Origin of the sequence: Ancylobacter moscoviensis (genome assembly GCF_007559435.1) — a bacterium.
In the GTDB taxonomy this organism is placed as follows: Bacteria; Pseudomonadota; Alphaproteobacteria; order Rhizobiales; family Xanthobacteraceae; genus Ancylobacter; species Ancylobacter moscoviensis.
Map to the genome: position 1 here is coordinate 26,575 of NZ_VMBP01000006.1, position 22,405 is coordinate 48,979.

The 22,405-nt window shown below is 69.4% G+C and carries 17 protein-coding genes; 10 read left to right on the forward strand and 7 right to left on the reverse strand.

Annotated features, from left to right (window positions below; genetic code table 11):
• The first annotated feature begins 138 nt into the window (after positions 1 to 138).
• The 4 genes from FO470_RS16620 to FO470_RS16635 all read left to right on the forward strand — a co-directional run bounded on the left by FO470_RS16620 (position 139) and on the right by FO470_RS16635 (position 5,691).
• Complete coding sequence (locus tag FO470_RS16620) at positions 139 to 1,050, forward strand: outer membrane protein assembly factor BamD (protein ID WP_144344108.1); 912 nt, start codon at positions 139 to 141, stop codon at positions 1,048 to 1,050.
• 143 nt (positions 1,051 to 1,193) lie between these two features.
• Positions 1,194 to 2,870, forward strand: coding sequence for a DNA repair protein RecN (gene recN, locus FO470_RS16625; RefSeq protein ID WP_144344109.1), 1,677 nt, complete (start codon positions 1,194 to 1,196; stop codon positions 2,868 to 2,870).
• Between the two features lie 5 nt (positions 2,871 to 2,875).
• Complete coding sequence (ligA, locus tag FO470_RS16630; RefSeq protein ID WP_144344110.1) at positions 2,876 to 5,077, forward strand: NAD-dependent DNA ligase LigA; 2,202 nt, start codon at positions 2,876 to 2,878, stop codon at positions 5,075 to 5,077.
• Positions 5,078 to 5,133: 56 nt separating this feature from the next.
• The gene (locus FO470_RS16635) at positions 5,134 to 5,691 is read left to right on the forward strand and encodes a cysteine hydrolase family protein (RefSeq protein ID WP_144344111.1); all 558 of its coding nucleotides are present in this window, start codon (positions 5,134 to 5,136) and stop codon (positions 5,689 to 5,691) included.
• 11 nt (positions 5,692 to 5,702) lie between these two features.
• Here the strand turns inward: FO470_RS16635 and FO470_RS16640 are convergent, their stop codons facing one another.
• The 3 genes from FO470_RS16640 to FO470_RS16650 all read right to left on the reverse strand — a co-directional run bounded on the left by FO470_RS16640 (position 5,703) and on the right by FO470_RS16650 (position 8,500).
• The gene (locus FO470_RS16640) at positions 5,703 to 5,855 is read right to left on the reverse strand and encodes a DUF3309 domain-containing protein (RefSeq protein ID WP_144344112.1); all 153 of its coding nucleotides are present in this window, start codon (positions 5,853 to 5,855) and stop codon (positions 5,703 to 5,705) included.
• 149 nt (positions 5,856 to 6,004) lie between these two features.
• Positions 6,005 to 7,837 (reverse strand): aminopeptidase P family protein, encoded by a 1,833-nt coding sequence (locus FO470_RS16645; protein WP_144344113.1) that lies wholly within the window; start codon positions 7,835 to 7,837, stop codon positions 6,005 to 6,007.
• Between the two features lie 33 nt (positions 7,838 to 7,870).
• Positions 7,871 to 8,500, reverse strand: a complete 630-nt coding sequence (locus FO470_RS16650) for a LysE family translocator (protein ID WP_144344114.1) — start codon at positions 8,498 to 8,500, stop codon at positions 7,871 to 7,873.
• Positions 8,501 to 8,588: 88 nt separating this feature from the next.
• Between FO470_RS16650 and FO470_RS16655 the strand changes: the two genes are divergently transcribed.
• The 3 genes from FO470_RS16655 to FO470_RS16665 all read left to right on the forward strand — a co-directional run bounded on the left by FO470_RS16655 (position 8,589) and on the right by FO470_RS16665 (position 13,007).
• Positions 8,589 to 9,395, forward strand: coding sequence for a substrate-binding periplasmic protein (locus FO470_RS16655; protein WP_159599916.1), 807 nt, complete (start codon positions 8,589 to 8,591; stop codon positions 9,393 to 9,395).
• Positions 9,396 to 9,479: 84 nt separating this feature from the next.
• Positions 9,480 to 11,996 (forward strand): ATP-dependent helicase, encoded by a 2,517-nt coding sequence (locus FO470_RS16660; RefSeq protein ID WP_186292002.1) that lies wholly within the window; start codon positions 9,480 to 9,482, stop codon positions 11,994 to 11,996.
• Between the two features lie 72 nt (positions 11,997 to 12,068).
• Positions 12,069 to 13,007, forward strand: coding sequence for a 50S ribosomal protein L11 methyltransferase (locus FO470_RS16665; RefSeq protein ID WP_144344117.1), 939 nt, complete (start codon positions 12,069 to 12,071; stop codon positions 13,005 to 13,007).
• Positions 13,008 to 13,031: 24 nt separating this feature from the next.
• Here the strand turns inward: FO470_RS16665 and FO470_RS16670 are convergent, their stop codons facing one another.
• Complete coding sequence (locus tag FO470_RS16670; protein ID WP_144344118.1) at positions 13,032 to 13,544, reverse strand: thioesterase family protein; 513 nt, start codon at positions 13,542 to 13,544, stop codon at positions 13,032 to 13,034.
• A gap of 241 nt (positions 13,545 to 13,785) precedes the next feature.
• Here FO470_RS16670 and FO470_RS16675 point away from each other — a divergent pair, with 241 nt between their 5' ends.
• Positions 13,786 to 15,201, forward strand: coding sequence for an FAD-binding oxidoreductase (locus tag FO470_RS16675; RefSeq protein ID WP_144344119.1), 1,416 nt, complete (start codon positions 13,786 to 13,788; stop codon positions 15,199 to 15,201).
• Positions 15,202 to 15,367: 166 nt separating this feature from the next.
• Positions 15,368 to 18,997, forward strand: a complete 3,630-nt coding sequence (locus tag FO470_RS16680; RefSeq protein WP_144344120.1) for an AsmA family protein — start codon at positions 15,368 to 15,370, stop codon at positions 18,995 to 18,997.
• A 6-nt stretch (positions 18,998 to 19,003) separates the two neighbouring features.
• Here the strand turns inward: FO470_RS16680 and serB are convergent, their stop codons facing one another.
• A complete protein-coding gene (serB, locus tag FO470_RS16685; protein ID WP_144344121.1) occupies positions 19,004 to 19,897 on the reverse strand; it encodes a phosphoserine phosphatase SerB in 894 nt (297 codons plus the stop codon).
• Positions 19,898 to 19,973: 76 nt separating this feature from the next.
• On the opposite strand from serB, the gene miaA reads away from it, so the two are divergent.
• Positions 19,974 to 20,897 carry a tRNA (adenosine(37)-N6)-dimethylallyltransferase MiaA gene (gene miaA, locus FO470_RS16690; protein WP_186292003.1) on the forward strand — a complete coding sequence of 308 codons (924 nt, stop codon included), beginning with the start codon at positions 19,974 to 19,976 and terminating at the stop codon, positions 20,895 to 20,897.
• Between the two features lie 19 nt (positions 20,898 to 20,916).
• Here miaA and FO470_RS16695 read toward each other — a convergent pair whose 3' ends face one another.
• Together FO470_RS16695 and FO470_RS16700 are read right to left on the reverse strand one after the other, a co-directional pair.
• Positions 20,917 to 21,390, reverse strand: coding sequence for a nuclear transport factor 2 family protein (locus FO470_RS16695; protein ID WP_144344123.1), 474 nt, complete (start codon positions 21,388 to 21,390; stop codon positions 20,917 to 20,919).
• Between the two features lie 23 nt (positions 21,391 to 21,413).
• Positions 21,414 to 22,403 carry a protein-methionine-sulfoxide reductase heme-binding subunit MsrQ gene (locus tag FO470_RS16700; RefSeq protein ID WP_144344124.1) on the reverse strand — a complete coding sequence of 330 codons (990 nt, stop codon included), beginning with the start codon at positions 22,401 to 22,403 and terminating at the stop codon, positions 21,414 to 21,416.
• Positions 22,404 to 22,405 lie beyond the last annotated feature (2 nt).

Sequence of the window (22,405 nt, forward strand, 5' to 3'; positions counted from 1 at the left end):
ATACGGATTTACCGGCGCTCGCCCACACCTCTTTGCTCTCTACATCCCAAGGCGCCATAATCCGGTCGGAAAGCGGCCTTAGCGCCTGATCGCGCAACACGGCGGCGAAGTAGCGACCAGATCGGGATCGAACTTGTGATGCGTCTTCTCAGTCTCGGCCGGCCCAGCGCGGCTCTTTCGGCGGAACGCCCGGCGCACGCGCGTGGAGGGCTGAGCGCCGGCGCCTTCGCCGTCCGGCTTGCCGGCCTCGTCATGGTCGGCGCGACCCTCGGCGGATGCGCGAGCTGGTTCGACACCAACAAGGAAGAGACGGTCTTCCCCGACGTTCCGGCGGAGCAGCGCTACAATGAGGGCCTGACCCTCATGGCGAAGGAAGACTATGCCGAGGCGATCAAGCGCTTCGAGGACGTGGATCGTCAGCATCCCTATTCGGAATGGGCGCGCAAGTCCTTGCTGATGATTGCCTATGTGAACTACTCCATGGGCAAGTACGACGAGTGCGTCGCGGCGGCCAAGCGCTATCTGGCGCTGCATCCGGGCTCGGACGACGCGGCCTATGCGGCGTTCCTCGTCGCCTCGTCCTATTACGATGAGATCCCCGACATTTCCCGCGACCAGGCGCGCACGCAGCGTGCGATGGACGCGCTCGATGAGGTGGTTCGCAAGTACCCCAACACCGAGTACGCCGTCAGCGCCAAGAAGAAGCTCGAGGTCGCGCGCGACCAGCTCGCCGGCAAGGAAATGATGATCGGGCGCTACTATCTGGAGCAGCGCAACTACGCCGGCGCCATCAACCGCTTCAAGGTCGTCGTCACCCGCTACCAGACGACGCGCCATGTCGAGGAGGCGCTGTATCGCCTGACCGAAGCCTATATGGCGCTGGGCGTGATCAACGAGGCCCAGACGTCGGCGGCCGTGCTCGGCTACAATTTCCCGGATAGCTCCTGGTACAAGGACGCCTACAAGCTCGTTCAGTCGCGCGGGGTGAATCCGCAGCTCAACGAGCAGTCCTGGATCGCCAAGGCCTTCAAGGGATTCTCGCTGGGCTGATCTCTGGGCGGGGCGCCAAGCGCCTCTTCCGTCCTGTGACGTGTTCTGCGAACAAAATGAGAACGCCCGGTGCGCGCGGCTGCGCAAGCTGCTAGAAAGGCGCGTCCCGCTGTTCCGCGCGGAATCGTTCTGGAGCGTCACGCATGCTGGCCGCCCTGTCGATCAGGGATATCGTGCTCATCGAGCGGCTCGATCTGTCCTTCCGGCCGGGTCTCACCGTTCTGACCGGCGAGACCGGCGCCGGCAAGTCGATCCTCCTCGATGCCTTCACCCTCGCGCTCGGCGGGCGCGGCGACGGTTCGCTGGTTCGGCAGGGTGAGGCGCAGGGACAGGTGACGGCGGAATTCGACCTGCCGGTCGACCATCCCGTGCGGGGCCTGCTCAACGAAGCCGGCATCGACGATGACGGGGCGCTCGTTCTGCGCCGCGTGCAGCACGCGGACGGGCGCACCCGTGCCTTCGTCAACGACCAGTCGGTGAGCGCGCAGATGCTGCGCAATCTCGGCCGGCGGCTGGTCGAGATCCACGGACAGCATGACGACCGGGCGCTGGTCGACCCCGCCTCGCACCGCGCCTTGCTCGATGCCTATGGCGGCCTTGCGCCGCTGACCGAGGAGGTCGGCAGCCTCTGGCGGAGCTGGCGGGCGGCCCGGGCGGAGGCGGCGGAAGAGAAGGCGCGGCTCGACGAGGCGGCGAAGGAGGCCGATTTCATCCGCCACGCGGTGGAGGAACTCACGGCGCTGGCGGCCGAGCCGGGCGAGGAGGAGCGCCTCGCGACGCGACGTACCGAGATGATGCGGTTCGAGAAGATCGCGACCGATCTCGCCGACGCGCAGGACGCCGTCGGCGGCGCCAGCTCGCCCATTCCCGGCCTTGCCGCCGCCGTACGCCGGCTGGAGAGGCGGGCCGGCGAGGTGGAGGCGCTGGTGCGCCCGGCTGTGGAGGCGATCGACGCGGCGCTGAACGCGCTGGAACTCGCCCGCGCGCATCTCGACGCGGCGTTGCGTGAGGCGGATTTCGATCCGCACGAACTGGAGCGGATCGAGGAGCGGCTCTTTGCGCTACGTGCGGCCGGGCGCAAATTCGCCTGCACGGTGGACGAGCTGCCCGCGGTGGCGGTGCGCTTCGCCGAGCAGCTCGATGCGCTCGATCACGGGGCGGCAACGCTCAAGCGACTGGAAGCCCGCGCGGCCGAGGCCGAGACGGCCTACCGGCACGCGGCGCGGCAGCTTTCCGAAAAGCGCCGCGCGGCGGCCATGGCACTCGACACCGCGGTGAACGCCGAGCTGCCGCCGCTGAAGCTGGAACATGCGCGCTTCATCACCGACTGCCAGAGCGACGAGAGCGGCCAGGCCGATGGTTATGACCGCATCGAGTTCTGGGTGCAGACCAACCCCGGCACGCGCCCGGGGCCGATGATGAAGGTGGCGTCCGGCGGCGAGCTGGCGCGCTTCCTGCTGGCGCTCAAGGTGGTGCTGGCCGACAGGGGATCGGCGCCGACCCTCGTCTTCGACGAGATCGATACGGGCGTCGGCGGGGCCGTGGCGGACGCCATCGGTGCCCGGCTGGCACGGCTCTCCGACCGCGTGCAGGTGGTCGCGGTTACCCATGCCCCGCAGGTCGCGGCGCGCGCCGGCAATCATTTCCGCATCGCCAAGGAAGCGATGAGCGATCTCGACCGGGTGGCGACGCGCGTCGCGCCGCTGGCGCCCGATCATCGCCGCGAGGAGATCGCCCGCATGCTTTCCGGCGCCGAGATCACCTCGGAAGCCCGCGCGGCTGCCGAGCGGCTGCTCAAGGGCGCCGAATCCGTTAAGTGAACGCCATGAGCGCATCCACCGCCGACATCCCCGTCGAGAAGCTGACCGCCGATGAGGCGGCCAAGGAACATTCCCGGCTCGGCGACGCGATCGCCGCCGCCGATCGCCGCTACTACCAGGAAGACGCGCCGACCATCTCCGATGCGGAGTATGACGAGCTGCGCCGGCGCTACGAGGCGATCGAGGCGCAGTTTCCCGAGCTCAAAGGCATCGACAGCCTGTCGGAGAAGGTGGGCGCGGCGCCGTCGGCGAAATTCGCCAAGGTGCGCCATCGCGTGCCGATGCTCTCGCTCGGCAATGCGTTCGCCGACGAGGAGGTCGAGGAATTCGTCGCCCGCGTCCGCCGTTTCCTCGGGCTGTCGGTCGATGCCGACCTCACCTTTACCGCTGAACCGAAGATCGACGGCCTGTCGTGTTCGCTGCGCTATGAGGGGGCGCGCCTCGTGCAGGCGGCGACGCGCGGCGACGGCTTCGAAGGCGAGGACGTCACCGCCAATGTGCGCACCATCGCGGAGATCCCGGAACAGCTGAAGGGCCGGGACATGTTCGAAATCCCCGAGATCTTCGAGGTGCGCGGCGAGGTCTATATGGGCCACGCCGATTTCACCGCGATCAACGAGCGCCAGCAGGCCGCCGGCAAGCCGCTTTTCGCCAATCCGCGCAACGCGGCGGCGGGCAGCCTGCGCCAGCTCGACGCGAAGATCACGGCCAGCCGTCCTCTGCGTTTCTTCGCCTATGCCTGGGGCGAGGTAAGCGATGGCGGCAAGGAGGGCCGGGGGCTTCCGGCCGACACTCAGTTCGGCGTGATCGAGGCGTTCCGACGCTGGGGGCTGCCGACCAACCCGCTCACCGTTCGCTGCCATTCGGCGGCCGAGCTGCTGGCGCATTATCATCGGATCGAGGAACAGCGCGCAGCTCTCGGCTACGACATCGACGGCGTCGTCTACAAGGTCGACAGCCTCGCGCTGCAGAACCGGCTCGGCTTCGTCTCGCGCTCGCCGCGCTGGGCGCTGGCGCACAAGTTCCCCGCCCAGCGGGCGATCACGCAGCTGGAGCGGATCGAGATCCAGGTGGGGCGGACCGGCGCGCTCACCCCGGTCGCCAAGCTGACCCCGGTGACGGTGGGCGGCGTCGTGGTCTCCAACGCTTCGCTGCACAACGAGGATTACATCCGGGGCATCGGCGGCAGTGGCGAGCCGATCCGCGGGACTTTCGAAGACAAGCCGGTGGACATACGCGAAGGCGACTGGGTGACGATCCAGCGGGCGGGCGACGTCATCCCGCAGGTCGTCGACGTGGTGCTGGAGCGCCGCTCCCCCGATGCGAAGCCCTACAGCTTCCCCACCATCTGTCCCGCTTGCGGTTCGCATGCCGTGCGCGAGGAGGGGGAGGTGGTACGGCGCTGCACCGGCGGGCTGATCTGCCCGGCGCAGGCGGTGGAGCGCATCCGCCACTTCGTCTCGCGCGACGCCTTCGATATCGAGGGGCTGGGCGAGAAACAGGTGCAGGCCTTCCACGACTGGGGGATGATCACCCAGCCGGCCGACATCTTCACGCTGGTGGCCCGCGATTCCGATCCCACCTCGCTGACCCGGCTGAAGAATCGCGATGGCTGGGGCGAGACCTCGGCGAAGAACCTCTTCGCCGCCATCGAGGCGCGCCGGCATGTGCCGGTCAACCGCTTCCTCTATGCGCTCGGCATCCGCCATGTCGGGGAGACCAACGCCAAGCGGCTGATGCGGCATTTCGGTTCCATCGAGGCGCTGCGCGAGGCCGCGTTGGCGGCCGTGCCGCCGGGCGAGGAGCACCCCAAGGGCAACGAGGCTTGGGCCGAATTGGTGGGGATCGAGGGCATCGGCTCGGTCGTCGCGGAGGCGGTGGTCGATTTCTTCAACGAGCCGAACAATGAGGCGGCGCTCGATGCCCTGCTGAAGGAAGTGACCACCGAGCCGATGGAGGCGGTGGCGAGCGGCGGCGCGGTCGGGGGCAAGACGGTGGTGTTCACCGGCGCGCTGGAGAAGATGACGCGCGACGAGGCGAAGGCCATGGCGGAGCGGATTGGCGCCAAGGTCGCCGGCTCGGTATCGAAGAAGACCGATTATGTCGTGGCCGGCGCCGATGCCGGCTCCAAGCTCGCCAAGGCACGCGAACTGGGCGTCGCGGTGCTTACCGAAGACGAATGGTTGGCGCTGGCGGGCGCCGGTTGACAGGTGGGGCCACGGCGTCCGACCGTGGCGCCCCCCCTTCGTCCCGGAGACGTATCGTGTCCGCCACTGCCCTGCTCATCATCGATCTTCAGAACGATTATTTTCCCGGCGGGAAGTATCCGCTGGTCGGCATTGAAGCTGCGGCGGAGGCTGCGGCCGGCCTTCTGCGCGCCGCGCGGGAGAAGGGAATTCCCGTCGTCCATGTGCGGCACGAGTCGCCGAAGGTCGACGCTCCGTTCTTCGGCAAGGGCACCGCGGGTGCAGAGATCCATCCGGCGGTGGCGCCGCAGCCGGAAGAGCCGGTGATCGTGAAGCAGAACGTGAATTCCTTCCTGCGCACGGACCTCGACGAGGTGCTGAAGAGCAAGGACGTCGGTGCGCTCGTTGTGGTTGGGGCGATGAGCCATATGTGCGTCGACGCCGCCACGCGGGCGGCGCTCGACCTCGGCTACGGTGTCACCTTGGCGCATGACGCGGCGGCGACCCGTGATCTTGCTTTCGGCGGTAGCGAGGTGCCGGCGGCGAACGTGCAGGTGGCGATGATGGCGGCACTGCAGTTCGCCGGCGCCGCGATCCGCCCGGCGGGAGAGATCGCCGCCGAATGGCGGGGCTGAGCGAGCCCCGCCTATACCCTGCCGGTGAGCATCATCACGATCAGGATCACCAGAAGAATGGTGACGAGACCGCTGGGGCCATAGCCCCAGCTGCGGCTATAGCCCCAGCTCGGCAGGGCGCCGACAAGTATCAGGATAAGAATGATCAGGAGAATAGTGGTCATGGCGGTGTCTCCGTCTGCCACGTTGCATGGGTCAGGAGACAAACGCCGGCCGCTGGCGATGGTTCCATTAAACCGCCAAGCACATTAGAGGATGCGCCGGCCCGAATGCTTGCGGTATTCGCCGCGGTAAGAGAGCTGCCGCGATCCCGCTAGCGGGCGAGCGGAGCGGTGGCCGCGCGCAGCCAGTCGCAGGTCGCCTCGTCCACCAGCGGGCCGACCGATGCCAGCACACGTGCATGATAGGCATCCAGCCAGGCGATCTCGTCAGCGGTGAGCAGCGCGGTCTCGATCACCCGCCGGTCGAACGGCGCGAGCGTCAGCGTTTCGAAGGCCAGCAGCGTCTTCTCGGCGCCCTCGACGGCGGGGCCATCGACAACGATCTCAAGATTCTCCAGCCGGATGCCGTAAGCGCCGGTCTTGTAGTAGCCGGGCTCGTTCGAGAGCACCATGCCGCGCGCCAGAGGCACCGTACCGAGCTTGGAGATGCGTGCCGGCCCCTCATGCACAGAGAGATAGGCGCCGACGCCGTGACCGGTGCCGTGCTCGAAATCGAGCCCGGCGGCCCAGAGGAACTGCCGGGCGAAGGGGTCGAGCTGCGCGCCGGAGGTGCCGAGCGGAAACACGGCGCGCGCAATCGCCATGTGGCCCTTGAGCACCCGGGTGAAGCGGTCGCGCATCTCTGGCGTCGGCACGCCGACAGCGATGGTGCGCGTCACGTCAGTGGTGCCGTCCTCGTATTGCGCGCCGGAATCGATGAGGAAAAGTTCGCCGGGGTGGATCGCCCGGTTGGTCGCCTCGGTGACGCGGTAGTGCACGATGGCCCCGTTCGGGCCGGCACCGGAGATCGTAGGGAAGGAAACGTCCTTCAGCGCGCCGGTTTCGCGGCGGAAGGTTTCCAAAGCCGCCACGGCGTCGATCTCGGTCAGCGTGCCCTTTGGCGCCTCGGCATCGAACCAGGCCAGGAAGCGGGCGAGCGCCGCGCCGTCGCGCAGATGGGCGGTGCGCATGCCGGCGAGCTCGGCCGCGTTCTTCGCCGCCTGCATCAGCGCGACCGGGCTCGGGCCGGAGGAAACCTTGCCGCCCGCCGCCTCGATGCGCGCAGCGAGAAGGGCGGGAGCGGTCGCCTGATCGAGCCGCAGGGTAGCGCCGGAACCGGCGATCATTTCCACCGCGCGCTCCAGCAGCACCGGCTCGGCGATCTCCGCCACCTGCGCGAGGGCATCGCGCGCCGTATTGGAGAGCTTGCGTCCGTCGACGAACAGGGTCGGGCGCCCCTCCTTTGGCACGAGAGCCCAGGAGAGCGGCAGGGGTGTGAAGGCGACGTCTCCGCCGCGGATATTGAAGATCCAGGCGACCGAATGCGGATCGGAGATCACCAGCGCATCGAGCTTCTGCTCGGCGAGGGCCGCCTGCACGCGGGCGATCTTGTCCGCCGCCGCCTCCCCGGCCAGTGCCGCCTCGCGCAGCATGACCGGCGCGAGCGGCGCGGCCGGCCGATCGGTCCATACCGCGTCGACCGGGTTGCCCTCGACAGCGGCCAAAGTGCCGCCGGCCGCCGCAACCGACTGGCGCAGCTTGCGTTCCCCGTCCACCGTGATCAGCCACGGGTCGTAGCCGAAACGTGCTCCGGCGGGGAGGTTCTTCTCCAGCCAGCGCTCGGGCGTGGTCTCCGCGAGGGGGACGACCTCGAAGGAGGCGGTGTCGACCTGATCGGCGGCCTGCAGCGTGTAGCGTCCGTCCACGACGATAGCGGCCTTGTCGCGCAACACGACGGCGACGCCAGCCGAGCCGGTGAAGCCGGTCAGCCAGGCGAGGCGCTCGTCGCAAGGCGGGACATATTCGTTCTGATGCGCGTCGGCGCGCGGCACGATGAAGCCGTCCAGCCCGCGCCGTTCCAGCTCCGCCCGCAGCAGCTTGAGTCTTGCCGTACCGAGGGAGGGAGCGGCGGCGTCGGAAAAGGTCTGGAACTTGGCTTCGAACATCACGTCACTCGGGTCTCGCAGGCACGTCGCCGGTCAGTTGCGCGAGGCGATGCCGCGCCCGGCATCGGCCAGCGATTTGGCGCCGAAGGCAATGAACATCACGCCCACGAGGCGGGTAATGAGGAGGCCGTGGCGCAGAAAGACGCGCCGCACCGGCGCCAGCCCGGCGGCCCAGACGAGGATGATGTCCGCGACGATGAAGCCGGCGAACGCCGCCAGCAGCAGCTGAGGGGCGGCATCCCAGGAGAGGCCGGAGGCGTATTGCGCCGTGAGCGCCGTGAACATCGCTACCGAGACCGGGTAGGCCTTCGGATTGGTGAGGCCGAACAGCACGCCGGTCATCAGCGGACGGCTGGAGCCGGCCGGCGCTGCCGCGCCCTCGCGCGACATCAGCGCCTTGGCGCCGAGCCAGCACAGATAGAGCCCGCAGAAGATGCCGAGCATGTCGAACAGCGTCGGGCCGAGTTGGTTCACGCCGATGATGGCGGCGAAGGCGAGGGCGCTCCAGGCCACGTCGCCGATCAGGTGTCCGCCGACGAAGCGGGCGCCGGCCGGGCGCCCATGCGTCGCCGCCAGCGAGAACAAGGCGAGGAAGGCAGGCCCCGGCGACAGCACGTAGAGCGCGCCCGCGAGCGCGGTCATCAGATAAAGGCCGTTCGACATGGGGGCTCGCTGGACGAATGTTGGCGATTGCGCCAGCATCGGCGCGAACGGGGATGACGTCAATTGCTGCGGGCGCATGGGAGGAGCCATGGTCGTCGCATCGCGGGTGATCATGCGTATCCTGACCGCGGCGCTCGCGCTGGCCTTTGGCGCGCCCGCCGCCGTACCGCCCGCGCGGGCGGATTCCGAGCTGCGGGTCGGCACCTATCTCGACAACAAGCCCTGGCAGTTCCGTGACGGGACAGGCGCGGTGGTCGGCTTCGAGGTCGATCTGGTCGAAGCCATCGGCGCGCAGATCGGGCGGAAGGTGGTGATCCACGAAATGGTGTTCGGGGAGATGTTTCCGGCGCTGGAGGAGGGCCGGATCGACCTCGCCATGTCGACCATCAGCATTGTGGCGCCGCGCGTCGGCCGTTTCGACTTCACCCAGCCCTATTACGAGACGACGCAGGGGGTGGTGGTGATGCGCAATTCTCCCATCCGCTCGCTCGGCGACCTTGCAGGGCGGACGGTCAGCGTCATTCCGCAGACCACGAGCGACCTGTGGGTGACGGCGAACAAGGAGCGGCTCGGCATCGCCGCCATCCGCAAGGCGGAAGGGCTCGACGAAGGGCTGGCGTGGCTGGGCGAGGGAAGCGTCGACGCGCATGTCGGGGACATCCCGGCGTTGCTCTACCGCCTGCTCGGGCGCTCCGATCTCGCCGTGGTGGCGCGCGTGCCGAGCGATGAGCGCTACGCGCTGATGCTGGCGCGGAATTCTCCCCTGACCGAGCCGATCGATGCCGCCATCACGAAGATGAAGCGGGACGGAACGCTGGCACGGATTCATCAGAAATGGTTCGGGATTCCGCCCGAGCCCGACGGCCCGACGGCGATGGTGCTGCCGCGCCCGTAAAAGGTGAGGCGAAACGCGATTTCGGTGCCGCCCTCGCCAAATGGGCATGCCGGTGCCATTTTGTTCCTCCAAGAATCACGTGACATGACTGTGAGCAGGCCGTTGGCCGACCCCCGTAAACAGCCGGACGGCGATCCGTTCGACATTCCTTTCGACCTGCCGGAGCGCGCTTCGGCGGACAGGTCCGCCGATGTGCCAGCCGATCTGCCGGCGCCTGCTCCGCGCCCCGGTGGCATTGCCGCGCGCGCGGCGGCGCTGGCCAATCCCGGCCGGTCGGCCGGCGGGAGCGGTGTCTATCTCGACGGGCTCAACCCCGAGCAGCGCGCGGCTGTCGAGGCGACCGAAGGGCCGGTCCTGGTGCTGGCCGGCGCGGGCACGGGCAAGACGCGGGTGCTGACCACCCGCATCGCCCACATCCTCTCGCTCGGCCTCGCCTGGCCCTCGCAGATCCTCGCCGTGACCTTCACCAACAAGGCCGCGCGCGAGATGAAGGAGCGCATCCACGCCATGGTCGGCGAGGAGGTGGAGGGCATGCCGTGGCTCGGCACCTTCCACTCCATCGGCGTGCGCATGCTGCGCCGGCACGCGGAGCTGGTCGGGCTGAAGTCGGGCTTCACCATCCTCGATACCGACGACCAGATCCGGCTGCTCAAGCAGCTGCTGCAGGCCGAGAACATCGACGAGAAGCGCTGGCCCGCGCGCCTGCTGGCCAACACCATCGACGGCTGGAAGAACCGCGGCCTCAGCCCCGACCAGGTGTCGGCGGGCGAGGGGGCGGCCTTCGCCAATGGCCGGGGGCAGAAGCTCTACGCCGATTATCAGGCGCGTTTGAAGGCGCTGAACGCGGTCGATTTCGGCGACCTGCTGCTGGAGAGCATCCGTCTCCTGCGCGAGAATCCGGACGTGCTCGCCGACTATCACCGGCGCTTCCGCTACATCCTCGTCGACGAGTATCAGGACACCAACGTCGCGCAATATCTTTGGCTGCGCCTGCTGGCGCAGGGCTCGCGCAATGTCTGCTGCGTCGGCGACGACGACCAGTCGATCTATGGCTGGCGCGGCGCCGAAGTGGACAACATCCTGCGCTTCGAGAGCGATTTCCCCGGCGCGAAGGTGGTGCGGCTGGAGCGCAATTACCGCTCCACCGGCCACATCCTCGGCGCGGCGGCGCATCTCATCGCCCATAATGAGGGGCGGCTCGGCAAGACGCTGTTCTCGGAAGGAGCCAGCGGCGAGAGAGTGACGGTGACGGGTGCCTGGGACAGCCAGGAAGAGGCCCGCGCCATCGGCGAGGAGATCGAGGACTTCCAGCGCGGGGGGCATGCGCTGGCGCAGATCGCCATCCTCGTGCGCGCCTCCTTCCAGATGCGCGAGTTCGAGGACCGCTTCGTCACGCTGGGGCTGAACTACCGCGTCATCGGCGGCCCGCGCTTCTACGAGCGCGCGGAAATCCGAGACGCGCTGGCCTATCTTCGCGTCATCGCCTCGCCGGCCGACGACCTCGCCTTCGAGCGCATCGTCAACGTACCCAAGCGCGGCCTCGGCGACGCGGCGCTGCGCCAGATCCATGACCATGCCCGCGCGGCGCAATTGCCGCTGATCGAGGCGGCACGCGAATTGGTCGGCAGCGAGGAGCTGAAGCCCAAGGTCCGCCTCACCCTGCGTGATCTCGTCGGCGCGTTCGACCGCTGGCGCGAGCAGATGGCGACCATGCCGCATCACGAGCTGGCCGAGATCGTGCTCGACGAGAGCGGCTACACCGAGATGTGGCAGAAGGACCGCTCGGCCGACGCTGCCGGCCGGCTGGAGAACCTGAAGGAACTCGTGCGCTCGATGGAGCCGTTCGAGAACCTGATCGGCTTCCTCGAGCACATCTCGCTGGTGATGGACGTCGATGGCGGCGGCAATGGCGACGCCGTCAACATCATGACGCTGCATTCCGCCAAGGGGCTGGAATTCGACACCGTGTTCCTGCCCGGCTGGGAGGAGGGCGTGTTCCCCAACCAGCGCGCGCTCGACGAGCAGGGACGTGCCGGGCTGGAGGAGGAGCGCCGCCTCGCCTATGTCGGCATCACCCGCGCCCGGCGGCGGGCCAAGGTGTTCTTCGCCTCCAACCGGCGCATCCACGGCCTCTGGCAGTCCAGCGTGCCCAGCCGCTTCCTCGATGAATTGTCGGAGAAGGACGTGGAGGTGACGGAATCGCGCGGCGGCCAGGGCTGGGGAGGTGGCCAGGCCGGCCGCTACGGCTACGGGCCGAGCCGCTTCGACCAGGCCGAGACCTTCGGCTCGAGCTATTCGACGCCGGGCTGGCAGCGGGCGCAGAGCGCGGCCAGATCGGGCGGCGGGTCTTCCGGCGGCGGGTTTTCGGACCGTCCCTCGCGCTATGCCGCGAGCGAGGGCGCGCGCGGCGGGCGGGTCATCGAGGGCGAGCTGATCGCCAAGTCCACCGGTGCATCGTCGCGTTTCGGCATCGGCGACCGGGTGTTCCACCAGAAGTTCGGCTATGGCGAAGTGGCCTCGGTGGAGGGCAACAAGCTCACCGTCCAGTTCGACAAGGCCGGCGAGAAGAAGGTGGTCGACAGTTTCGTCGAGGCGGCCTGAGCGGCGACGCGCTGGCGTTCCGCGCCTTCCTCGCTTAACAGAGCGCGACCGATCCGCCGCGAGGAATGCCGAATGCTCGAAGGACTGCCGCCCAATGGCGCCACCCATGTGATGCGCGTGGAGGCGCCCGAGCATGAGGCGCGGGCCATCGCCGACATCATCTCCGAGAGCTTCGATCCGGCCGAGGTGGCGACTGCCGCCTTCGAGGAGCAGGATCTCGCCGAGGGGGCGTCCTGGGCGATGGAGGCCTATTTCGGCGAGGCGCCGGACGAGGACAGCGTCCGCGACCTGATCCGCCTCGTGGCGCCGGACCATGCGGACAAGGCCGAGTTCCTCACCCTCGACAAGAAGGACTGGGTGGCCTCCTCGCTGGAAGGACTGGCGCCGGTCGCGATCGGCCGTTTCGTCATCCATGGTGCGCATGACCGGGACCGGCTGCCGCCGAGCCGCATCGGCATCGAGATCGAGGCGGCGCTCGCCTTCGGCACAGGTCACCACGGCACCACCAAGGGTTGCCTCTCGGCGATCGCCGCCTATGGCAAGCAGCGCCGTCCGGCGCGCACGCTCGACGTCGGCACCGGAACGGGCGTGCTGGCCATGGCGGCGGCGCGGCTGTTCCATGCGCCGGTCGTCGCCAGCGACATCGACCGGGTGGCGGTGGTGACGGCGCAGGCCAATGCGAAGGCCAACCGCGCCGCGCCGCACATCCATTTCCTGCATGCGCCGGGTCTCGGGGCGGGCGAGTTCCGCCGGCAGGGGCCTTACGACCTCATCGTCGCCAACATCCTGCTGCCGCCGCTGAAGGCGATCGCCCGGCCACTGCGCCGGCTGCTGGCGCCGGGCGGGACGGTGGTGCTGTCGGGGTTGCTGCCCTCGCACGCCAATGCGGCGCTGGCCGCCTATTGCGCGCAGGGGCTGCGGCTGAAGCGGCGGCGGGACATCGAGGGCTGGACGACGCTGGAGCTGACAGCCGATTCAGGGCGCAACGAGACACCCGCCGGTCGGCGGTGAGGAGACGTCAGGAAGGAACGCCGCTCACGACAGCCGGATCGGCATGTTGACCGGCCGACCGAGCCCTTCCGGGATCGGCAGCGCGCCATGGGCGGCCTTCATCAGCGCGAGGCGTTCCAGCACCTCGTCGGGGAACGGCGCCACACGGCGGGTGCCGGCCTCGACATGCTGGGCGATCTGCTCGCAGGTCGCCGCGATCCAGCCCTCGCGGGCATGGTGCAGTTCCTGGAACAGATGCATGCGCTTGTCGTCGTAGTTGACGAGGCGCAACGTGACCCGCACCTCCTGTCCCACGCGAAGCTCGCGCAGGAAGCGTTGATGGGCCTCGATCGTGACGAACGAGGCGCTGCGGCTCTCCACCCGATGGGGGCCGAGACCCACGAGGAAGACGGCCTCGTCGACCGCACGGTCGAACAGCAGGCCGTAATAGGCTGCGTTGAGCTGCCCGTGGTGATCGCCCCAGTTCGGCTCGACCGTCATCACGGACGAAACAAAAGGAGCGAAGAACACGGGCTCGAAGTCGATCCCGTCCAGCATGACACCATCCCGACCGCGAGCGCGTGACCGCTCTGCCTTATTGACAAGCATTGTGCCGACTTTCAGTGCAGTCGTCACCTGTCCTGATGGCGATTGAATGACTGAATTCTTGCGATCCGGGGGTATCGCCGTGCCTTTTGCGCGGCGGGGCGCCGGAGGCGGGGGTCGCGGCGGACACCGATAAGGTATATGCGATGGTCGCCGCGTGGTTAGCGGCAGGCAGCGAGAAGAGGAGAGCGGGATGAACGAGGTATTGCAGGCGCGTCCCGCGACGGAAAAGGCAGGCGAAGCGGTTAGCGCAGTCATCGCCGAGCTCTCCGCCCATTTCGGCGACCGGCTGGCGACCGGCCGCGCCATTCGCGAGCAGCATGCCAACACCGTCACCTGGCTGCCGAACGAGGCACCGGACGCCGTGGTCTTCGTGGAGAGCACGGAGGACGTTCAACTTGTTGTGCGCAGCTGCGCCCGATACCGCGTTCCGGTCATCGCCTTCGGCACCGGCTCCTCGCTGGAAGGGCAGATCAATGCGCCGAAGGGCGGTATCTCGATCGATCTCTCGCGCATGAACCGGGTGCTTTCGGTGCACCCCGAGGACCTCGACTGCGTGGTGGAGCCGGGCGTCACCCGCAAGCAGCTCAACGAGCATCTGCGCGATGTCGGCCTGTTCTTCCCCATCGATCCCGGCGCGGATGCCTCGCTCGGCGGCATGGCTTCCACTCGCGCTTCCGGTACCAATGCGGTGCGCTACGGTACCATGAAGGACAACGTGATCTCCGTGACCGCCGTGCTGGCGAATGGCGAGGTGATCACCACAGCGCGGCGGGCAAGGAAGTCGTCGGCGGGCTACGACCTCACCCGGCTCTTCGTCGGCGCCGAGGGCACGCTCGGCATCATCACCAACCTGACGCTCAGGCTCGCGGGCATTCCTGAAGCGATCTCCGGCGGCGTCTGCGGCTTCCCGACCATCCGCGCCGCCTGCGACGCGGTGATCCTCACCATCCAGTCCGGCCTGCCGGTCGCCCGTATCGAACTGCTGGACGAGGTGCAGGTGCGGGCCTGCAACGCCTATTCGAAGCTCGATCTCGTCGAGCAGCCCACGCTCTTCGTGGAGTTCCACGGCACCGAGGCCAGCGTGCACGAGCAGGCCGAGCGTTTCGGCGAGATCGCGGCCGAGTATGGCGGCGGCGCGTTCAAGTGGGCGACGCGACCCGAGGACCGCACGAAACTCTGGCAGGCACGGCATGACGCCTACTGGGCCTGCCTGCCGCTGAAGCCGGGCGCCAAGGCACTGGCGACCGATGTCTGCGTGCCGCTGTCGCGCCTCGCCGACTGCGTGGACGAGACCAAGCACGACATCGAGGAGATGGGCATGATCGCGCCCATCGTCGGCCATGTCGGCGACGGCAATTTCCACACCGTCACCCTTGTCGACATGGACGATCCGCACGAGGTCGCGAAGGCGAAGGACTTCATCTCGCGCATGGTGGAGCGCGCGCTCGCCATGGGCGGCACCGCCACCGGCGAGCACGGCGTCGGCCAGGGCAAGCGCAAATACATGGAAGCCGAGCACGGCACGGCGACGCTCGATGCGATGCGGGCCGTCAAGCTGGCGCTCGATCCGCACAACATCATGAATCCGGGCAAGATCCTGCCCTGAGCGGGATCCGGCTCCAAGAGACCTTCCAAACGGCGTCCGCGGCGCAAATGACACTTTGCGGGTGTCGCGGAGAATGCAAAAAATATCAACAATCTAGCGTAGGATGGTTCGACGGCCCCGCTTTCCGGGACGGGGCGCGCCGGGGCGGGTGGACCGGAGGAGTCGCGTGCAGAACCTGCTGCTGACCATTGCGAGCGCCATCATACTGGCCGTCGCGGCGGCTTTTGCCGCGCCGTTCGTCGTCGACTGGACGCAGTGGCGCTCCGTCTTCGAGGCGCAGGCGGCGCGTGCCATCGGCGCCCCGGTGGTGATCCGCGGCCCCATCGAGGCGCAGATCCTGCCCACGCCGCACATCGTGCTGCGCGACGTTTCGGTCGGCGTCGACGGCGGCGGCACGGGGATGGCGGCGGCGGAGCTTGCCGGTCATCTCTCGCTCGGCGCGCTGATGCGCGGCGAGGTGGTCGCCGACCGGCTGACCCTGACCCGGCCCCGCCTGCGCGTGGTGGTCGATGCCACCGGCAAGTTCGTTCTTCCCACCGGGGCCACGCGGGCCGCGGGCTTCAGCATCGCCGAACTGGACATCCGCGACGGCACGCTGGAACTCGTCGACCGCGCCAACGGGCGCACGCTCAAGCTCGACGACATGGACCTGACCGGCGCACTCGGCGGTACGCTGGGGCCGGCGCGGCTCGATGGCGAAGTGGAGACCGCCGGCGTGCGCCGCCGGCTGCGCGCCTCGCTCGCGACCTTCGCGCCGGACGGCACGGCGAAGCTGCGGCTCGGCGTGCAGAATGTCGGCTCGCCCTTCAGCATCGATGCCGACGGCGTGCTCAGCCTCGCCGGCGGAAAGCCGGGCTTCCGCGGCCGCGCCTCGCTTGCCGCCGCCACCGATCCGGCGCCCGCCCTGCGTGGCGCCGACGGGAAGGCGCCGGCCGTGCCGACCTTCTCCGACGTGCTGAAGGGATGGAGCCTTGCCGGCACGGTGGAGGCAAGCCCGCAAGCGGTCAGCGCCAGCGACCTCAGCCTCACGCTGGAAGGAGCGCAGCGCCCGGTCGAGCTGACGGGCATGGCCAGCTTCACCGGCGGCAACGAGAAGCAGCCGGACACCCGGCTGGAACTGAAGCTCTCCGCCCGCCAGATCGACCTCAACGCGATGACCGGCGGTGCCGCGCCCCTGGCCGCCGTCGATGCGCTGGCCGCGACCATCGCCCCGCTGGCGGGGGTCGCCATCAGCGGGACGCTGGACCTGACCAGCGACACCGTACTGCTCGCCGGCGCGGCGATGCGCGAGGCACAGGCGGGGCTCGACTGGTCCCCGGCCGGCTGGCGGGCACGCACCATCGAGGCCCGGCTGCCGGGCGGGGCGCGGGTCGCGCTTTCCGGCAGCCTGCCGAGCGTGGCGGGCAAGACTGATCCGAACGCGGCGCTGTTCGGCGGAACCGTGGTGCTGGAGGCACAGGACCTGCCGGCCTTCGCCGGCTGGGCGGCGCCGGAGGCGAGCGCGTTGGTCACCAACCTGCCGGCCGGCGCGGCGCGTCTCGCCGGCGAGCTCAGCGCCAGCGCGTCGCGCGTCGCCTTCGACAAGCTGGACCTGACCGCCGGAGACAGCCATTTCACCGGCACCGCCGCTTACAGCGTGCCACAGGACGGCGTGCGCGGCCGGCTCGACGCCGTTCTGGCGACGGACAATATCGACCTCGACGCGCTGCTGCCCTCGGCGCGGCGGCTGATCGGGCTCGGGACCGAGCGCTTCGACCTCGGCCTCAGCCTGACCGGCCGGCAGGTGCGCTTTGCCGGCGCTAATGCGAAGAGCGTCGACGTGATCCTGAAGGGCGACGCCGAGGGGCTGGGCATCGAGCGTCTTGCCATCGACGATTTCGCCGGGTTGGACCTGACCGGCTCGGGCCGGCTTGCCGCTCTAGGCAGCGCCGAGGCGGGCGCCAACGGCCGCTTCGAGGCGCAGCTTTCCGGCAAGCGGGCGGAAGGGCTGCCGGCGCTGGCGCGCGCCTTCGGCCTGACGCAGATCGAGCCGTTCCTCGCCTCGGCCGGCCCGATGCTGGCGCCGGTCGATGTGCGACTGGTGCTCGCCTCGGAGGCGGGACGCACCAGCGTCGAGGCGGGCGGGCAGCTCGGCAGCCTGTCGGGCGCGGGCAAGGTCGGCTTCGGTGCCGACCGGCGGCCGCAGGGGCGCGTTCAGTTCGACGCGAAGGACGGCGGCGCGGTGCTCTCGCGCCTCGGCGTTCCCGGCCTGCGGGGCAATCTCGGGGCGGGGCGGCTGGTCGTCGATCTCGGCGAACGCGTCGACGCGACGCTGACGCTCGGCGGTGCGAGCCTGCGGGGGCAGGGAAGCCTCGCGCTGGACGCCGAGGGACGCGTGCAGCCCGATCTCGCGCTCACCCTCGACGGCGCCAACCTCGCCGTGCTGTTGAGCGACGTCGCGTCGGGCGACGCGCGCGCCGTGCCGGCGAGCCTCAAGGGCGCCCTCGGCCGCGACGGCGAGACATGGTGGGTGCGCGGCCTCTCCGGCTCGATCGCCGGCCAGCGGCTCGACGGCAGCCTCGCCTATGCGCCGGGCCAGCCGGTGCGGGCGGAACTGACGACGGCGAAATGGAGCCTGCCGCAGGCGCTCAGCCTCGTCGTCGGCGCCTCCGGCGGGGAGGGCTGGTCGAAGACGCGCTTCGGCACGCCGATGCTCGCGACGCTGGCGGCCGAGCTGGCGCTCAACGTCGGCCAGTTCGAACTGCCGGGCGGTCTGGCGCTCAGTGATGCCAGGCTGCGGGGCAAGCTTTCGGGCGGGCGCCTCGCGGTGGAGGAGATCGCCGGCCAGCTGGCGGGCGGCAGCCTCGCCGGGCGCTTCAATCTCGGGCGCGAGGGCGAGAACGTCCAGTTCGACGGGCGCTTGTCGCTGGCCAATGCCGACGGCGCGGCGCTGCTGGCGGCCGCCGGGGCGAAGCAGCCGGGCGTGCGCGGCCGGGTGACGGCGACGCTGGACCTCACCGGACGCGGCAACTCGCCCTTCGTGCTGGCGAGCCGCCTCCAGGGGCAGGGCAATCTGGCGATCGAGGGGCTGGAGATCGACTATAACGATCCGACGGCCCTGCAATATGTGATGCTGGCGACCGATCGCGGGTTGCCGCCCGACCGGCAGAAGCTGGTCCAGCTCTTCAATGAGGGGCTGTCGCGCGGCCCACTGCGGCTGCAGCGGGTGGAGAGTGCCATCAGCGTCGTTGACGGTGTAGCGCGCACCAGCGCGGCGCGGATCGCTGCCGGCGAGCAGCGTTTCGGTGTTTCCGGCGTGCTCGACATTGCCGCGCTCGGCTTCGAGGCGACGCTGGAACTGCAGGATGTGGCGCAGGGGGGACTGCCCGCCGTGCCGGCGGCGGCGGTGCAATGGCGTGGCCCGCTGGCCGCGCCGGAACGGCGCTTCGACATCACCGCGCTGACGGCGGCCATCAACATGCGGGCGCTCGACCGCGAAACCAAGCGGCTGGAAGCGGAATTCGGGCGTACGCCGCTGACCGATGGCGGGCAGGCGACCGGCAATCCCGCTGTCGGCAGAGGCCGCGAGGAGCCGGCGCCGGCAGCGCCCGCCCAGCCGCCGGCTTCGCCCCCGGCCGCCGCATCGCCATCGCGTCCGGCGCCGCAGTCCTATTATTACGGGCAGTATTCCGCGCCCGGCGCCCAGATGCCGGGAGAACTCGCGCCGGGTAGCGCCGCGCCGCCGCTGGGGCCGCCGGTCGATATTCCGGCCGATCCGCTGCAGAGCCCGATCATGGCGCCGCCGCTGGCGCCGTGAGGCGGCTCAGCCGGTAATGAATTCGTCGGCGGCGTAGCCCTGCAGATAGAGCAGGGCGGTGAGGTCGCCATGGTCGATGCGCACCTGCGCGGCGGCCGCCACGGCCGGTTTGGCGTGGTAGGCGACGCCGAGACCGGCCTCGCCGATCATCGCGAGATCGTTGGCGCCGTCGCCCACCGCCAGCGTCGCGTCGTAGGGCAGTCCGAGCGCCTGCCGCGTCTCGACCAGCGCGGTCAGCTTGGCTTCGCGGCCGAGGATCGGTTCCTCGACGAGGCCGGCGAAGCTCTCCCCATCGGCGAGCAGCACATTGGCGCGGTGGGCGTCGAAGCCGATCATCTCCGCGACGCGCGCGGTGAACAGGGTGAAGCCGCCGGAGACGAGCAGGGTGCGCGCGCCGTTCGCCCGCATGGTGCGCACCAGCGCCGTGCCGCCGGGGGTGAGGCGGATGCGGTCGGCGATCACCTCGTCGACGACGGCGAGCGGCAGGCCCTTGAGCAGCGCCACGCGCTCGCGCAGCGCCGGCTCGAAGGCGATCTCGCCGCGCATGGCGCGCTCGGTTATCTCGGAAACATGCGTCTTCATGCCGGCATAGTCGGCCAGCTCGTCGATGCATTCCTGCCCGATCATGGTGGAATCCATGTCGGCGAGGAAAAGCTGCTTGCGGCGTCCCTCGGCCGGCAGCAGGGCGACGTCGACGGGCACCGCGCCCAGCGCCGCTCGCACGGCGTCGATGTCGGTGGAGCCGGAGAAGCCGATTTCGGCGGCGATGCCGGGGCTGAGGAGGCGGGCCTCGCCGGGCGCGGGCAGCGCCGAGCGGGCCGCGGCGATCACCGCGGCATCGACCGCCGGGGCGGCCGGATTGGAGATGAGGACGGCGACGTGGGAAGCGTGATCGGACATTGCGGCGACAGAGACCTTGCCGCCGGGCCGGCGACGGGCAAAAAGGCGGGATGAGACCCATGAAGCGGAGACGGGCGTGACCGGAAATGCTTCGCGCCCGCGCGCGGTGCTTATTGCAGGACCGACCGCGAGCGGCAAGTCGGCGCTGGCGCTCGAACTCGCGGAACGGGCGGGCGGCGTCGTCATCAACGCGGATTCCATGCAGGTCTATCGCGATCTCCGAGTGCTTTCCGCCCGGCCGACCGCCGGGGAGGAGGCGCGCGCGCCGCATCGTCTCTACGGCCATGTCGACGGTGCGCAGGATTATTCCGTCGCGCACTGGCTGGAGGACGCCCGGCGCGTCCTTTCAGAAAGCGAGGCGGAGGGACGCCTGCCGATCTTCGTCGGCGGCACGGGTCTCTATTTCAAGGCACTGACGCTCGGCCTTTCGCCCATGCCGGTCATTCCCGCCGAGGTGCGGGCCCGCGTGCGTGCGTTCGCTCCTGATGCGCCGGCCCTGCATGCGCGTCTCGTCGCCGTCGATCCCGAGACCGCCGCGCGCTTGCGTCCCTCCGATACGCAGCGGCTGATGCGCGCGCTGGAAGTGTTCGAGGCGACGGGCCGTCCGCTGGCGCTCTGGCAGGACGAACGTGCCGAGCCTCCGGTGCTGGCGGCGGACCAGGCGTTCAAGCTCTTTCTCGCCACCGACCGGACGGTGCTGCGCGCGCGCATCGCCGAGCGCTTCCACGCGATGATGGAGGAAGGCGCGCCGGAGGAGGCGAGGGCCCTGCTGGCACGCGACCTGCCGGCCGACCGGACCATCCTCAAGGCGCATGGCGTGCCGTGGTTCCGGCGCTGTTTCGCCGGCGAGATCACGCAGGATGAGGCGGTGGCGGGCGCCATCCTCGATACGCGCCATTACGCCAAGCGGCAGGATACCTGGTTCCGCCACCAGCTCGAGGGCTGGACGGCGGTGACGGCCCCGGAAGCCCGGAGGCTTCTCGAAGAGGTGTCATCCTGATGTGCGCTTATCGGAGTTCCTAAAGGCCAAGCTCCGACAATCCAGGATGATCGGCCGGACGCGGACTGGAGCGGTCCCAATGAAACTTGCGCTCGTTTTCCCTGATCGGCAGGTCGTTGATGCAGGCGTAGCGACGCTGCATCAGGCCGTCTTCGGCGAACTCCCAGTTCTCATTGCCGTAGGAGCGGAACCAGTTGCCGGAATCATCGTGCCATTCATAGGCGAAGCGTACGGCGATGCGGTTGTCGGTGAAGGCCCAGAGTTCCTTGATCAGCCGGTAGTCCAGTTCCTTCGCCCATTTGCGCGTGAGGAAGGCGACGATCTCGGGGCGGCCGTTGATGAATTCGGCGCGGTTCCGCCACTGGCTGTCCGGCGTGTAGACCCGCGAGACGCGCTCGGGATTGCAGGAGTTCCAGCCATCTTCGGCGCCGCGAACCTTCTGGATTGCCGTCTCGCGGGTGAAGGGCGGGAGAGGCGGGTGTGTTTCCGACATGAGTCACCTCTGGCGAAGCGCGCTCAGGCCCGTGCCGTCCGTCGAACGGGCAGCGGGCGCAGGCGCAGGGCGAGGGCGCTGGCGACGGCGACGGCCGCTCCGAGGCCGGCGACCCACCAGGCGGGGCGGATGGAATAGGAAAAGGCGAGATTGGCCGCCAGCACGCGCGCGGGATCGACGCCTGTCGCGGCGAGATACCACCCGGCTTCGAGAAGCGCCGTGGCGAGGCCCGAGAACGCGGCCAGCGCGAGGAGGGCACCAAGGCTGCTACCGTAGCCATGGCGTTGCAGCACGCGCCATCCCATCAGCCAGACGAAGAAGCCGGCCATCAGCGTCGGCTCGGTCACGTCGAGCTTCTGCTGCATGAAGAAATGCAGGATGCCGAGCGCCGTCACCGGATAGACGAGCATCTGCAGCCGCGACCAGCGCTCGGCGCCCATGCGCCGCACCGCGCCGTCCCAGGAGGTAGCGGCGAGCGCGATCAGGCCGAGCACGGCGGCGAAGCCGATGGTGAGATAGATCCGCAGCACGATCTCGCGCGCGGCGGTCGACAGGCTCGCGGTATCAATGAGGTAGAAGGTGAAATGGACGCCGACGAGGAAGGCGGCGCCGAGGCCGAGCGTGCGCCGGGCGTTGAGGAGCTTCGGCCAGTTGAACAGCCGCCGCGCCGGCGTCACCGCCAGCGTGACCAGCAGCAGCCGGATCGCCCAGTCGCCGACGAAGCGGATGACCTCGATCAGCGGCCGGGCGGTCAGCGCCGGGTCTTCCCCGAGGGCGCCACCGCCGAGGCCGGGACCGGCCCCCAATCCACCGCCGCCCAGCCCACCGCCTGGAAGTCCACCGCCTGCAAGCCCACCGCCGCCCAATCCGCCGCCGACCCCGAAAGGGTCCTGCGGCGCGAAGCCGCCGCTCAGGGCACGGGCGGCCAGCAGGGCAAGGGGAAACAGGACGACGACGAGCGCGCCGATCTTCTCGGGGCTGAGCTTGCCGGAATTCTCGCGCAGGAAGGGCATGG

Bases quoted from the DNA above. Each gene is read 5' to 3' on its own strand.
- FO470_RS16620 (WP_144344108.1), top strand. From the start codon at position 139: ATGCGTCTTCTCAGTCTCGGCCGGCCCAGCGCGGCTCTTTCGGCGGAA.
- recN (WP_144344109.1), top strand. From the start codon at position 1,194: ATGCTGGCCGCCCTGTCGATCAGGGATATCGTGCTCATCGAGCGGCTC.
- ligA (WP_144344110.1), top strand. From the start codon at position 2,876: ATGAGCGCATCCACCGCCGACATCCCCGTCGAGAAGCTGACCGCCGAT.
- FO470_RS16640 (WP_144344112.1), bottom strand. From the start codon at position 5,855: ATGACCACTATTCTCCTGATCATTCTTATCCTGATACTTGTCGGCGCC.
- FO470_RS16645 (WP_144344113.1), bottom strand. From the start codon at position 7,837: ATGTTCGAAGCCAAGTTCCAGACCTTTTCCGACGCCGCCGCTCCCTCC.
- FO470_RS16650 (WP_144344114.1), bottom strand. From the start codon at position 8,500: ATGTCGAACGGCCTTTATCTGATGACCGCGCTCGCGGGCGCGCTCTAC.
- FO470_RS16655 (WP_159599916.1), top strand. From the start codon at position 8,589: ATGGTCGTCGCATCGCGGGTGATCATGCGTATCCTGACCGCGGCGCTC.
- FO470_RS16660 (WP_186292002.1), top strand. From the start codon at position 9,480: ATGACTGTGAGCAGGCCGTTGGCCGACCCCCGTAAACAGCCGGACGGC.
- FO470_RS16665 (WP_144344117.1), top strand. From the start codon at position 12,069: ATGCTCGAAGGACTGCCGCCCAATGGCGCCACCCATGTGATGCGCGTG.
- FO470_RS16670 (WP_144344118.1), bottom strand. From the start codon at position 13,544: ATGCTGGACGGGATCGACTTCGAGCCCGTGTTCTTCGCTCCTTTTGTT.
- FO470_RS16675 (WP_144344119.1), top strand. From the start codon at position 13,786: ATGAACGAGGTATTGCAGGCGCGTCCCGCGACGGAAAAGGCAGGCGAA.
- serB (WP_144344121.1), bottom strand. From the start codon at position 19,897: ATGTCCGATCACGCTTCCCACGTCGCCGTCCTCATCTCCAATCCGGCC.
- FO470_RS16695 (WP_144344123.1), bottom strand. From the start codon at position 21,390: ATGTCGGAAACACACCCGCCTCTCCCGCCCTTCACCCGCGAGACGGCA.
- FO470_RS16700 (WP_144344124.1), bottom strand. From the start codon at position 22,403: ATGCCCTTCCTGCGCGAGAATTCCGGCAAGCTCAGCCCCGAGAAGATC.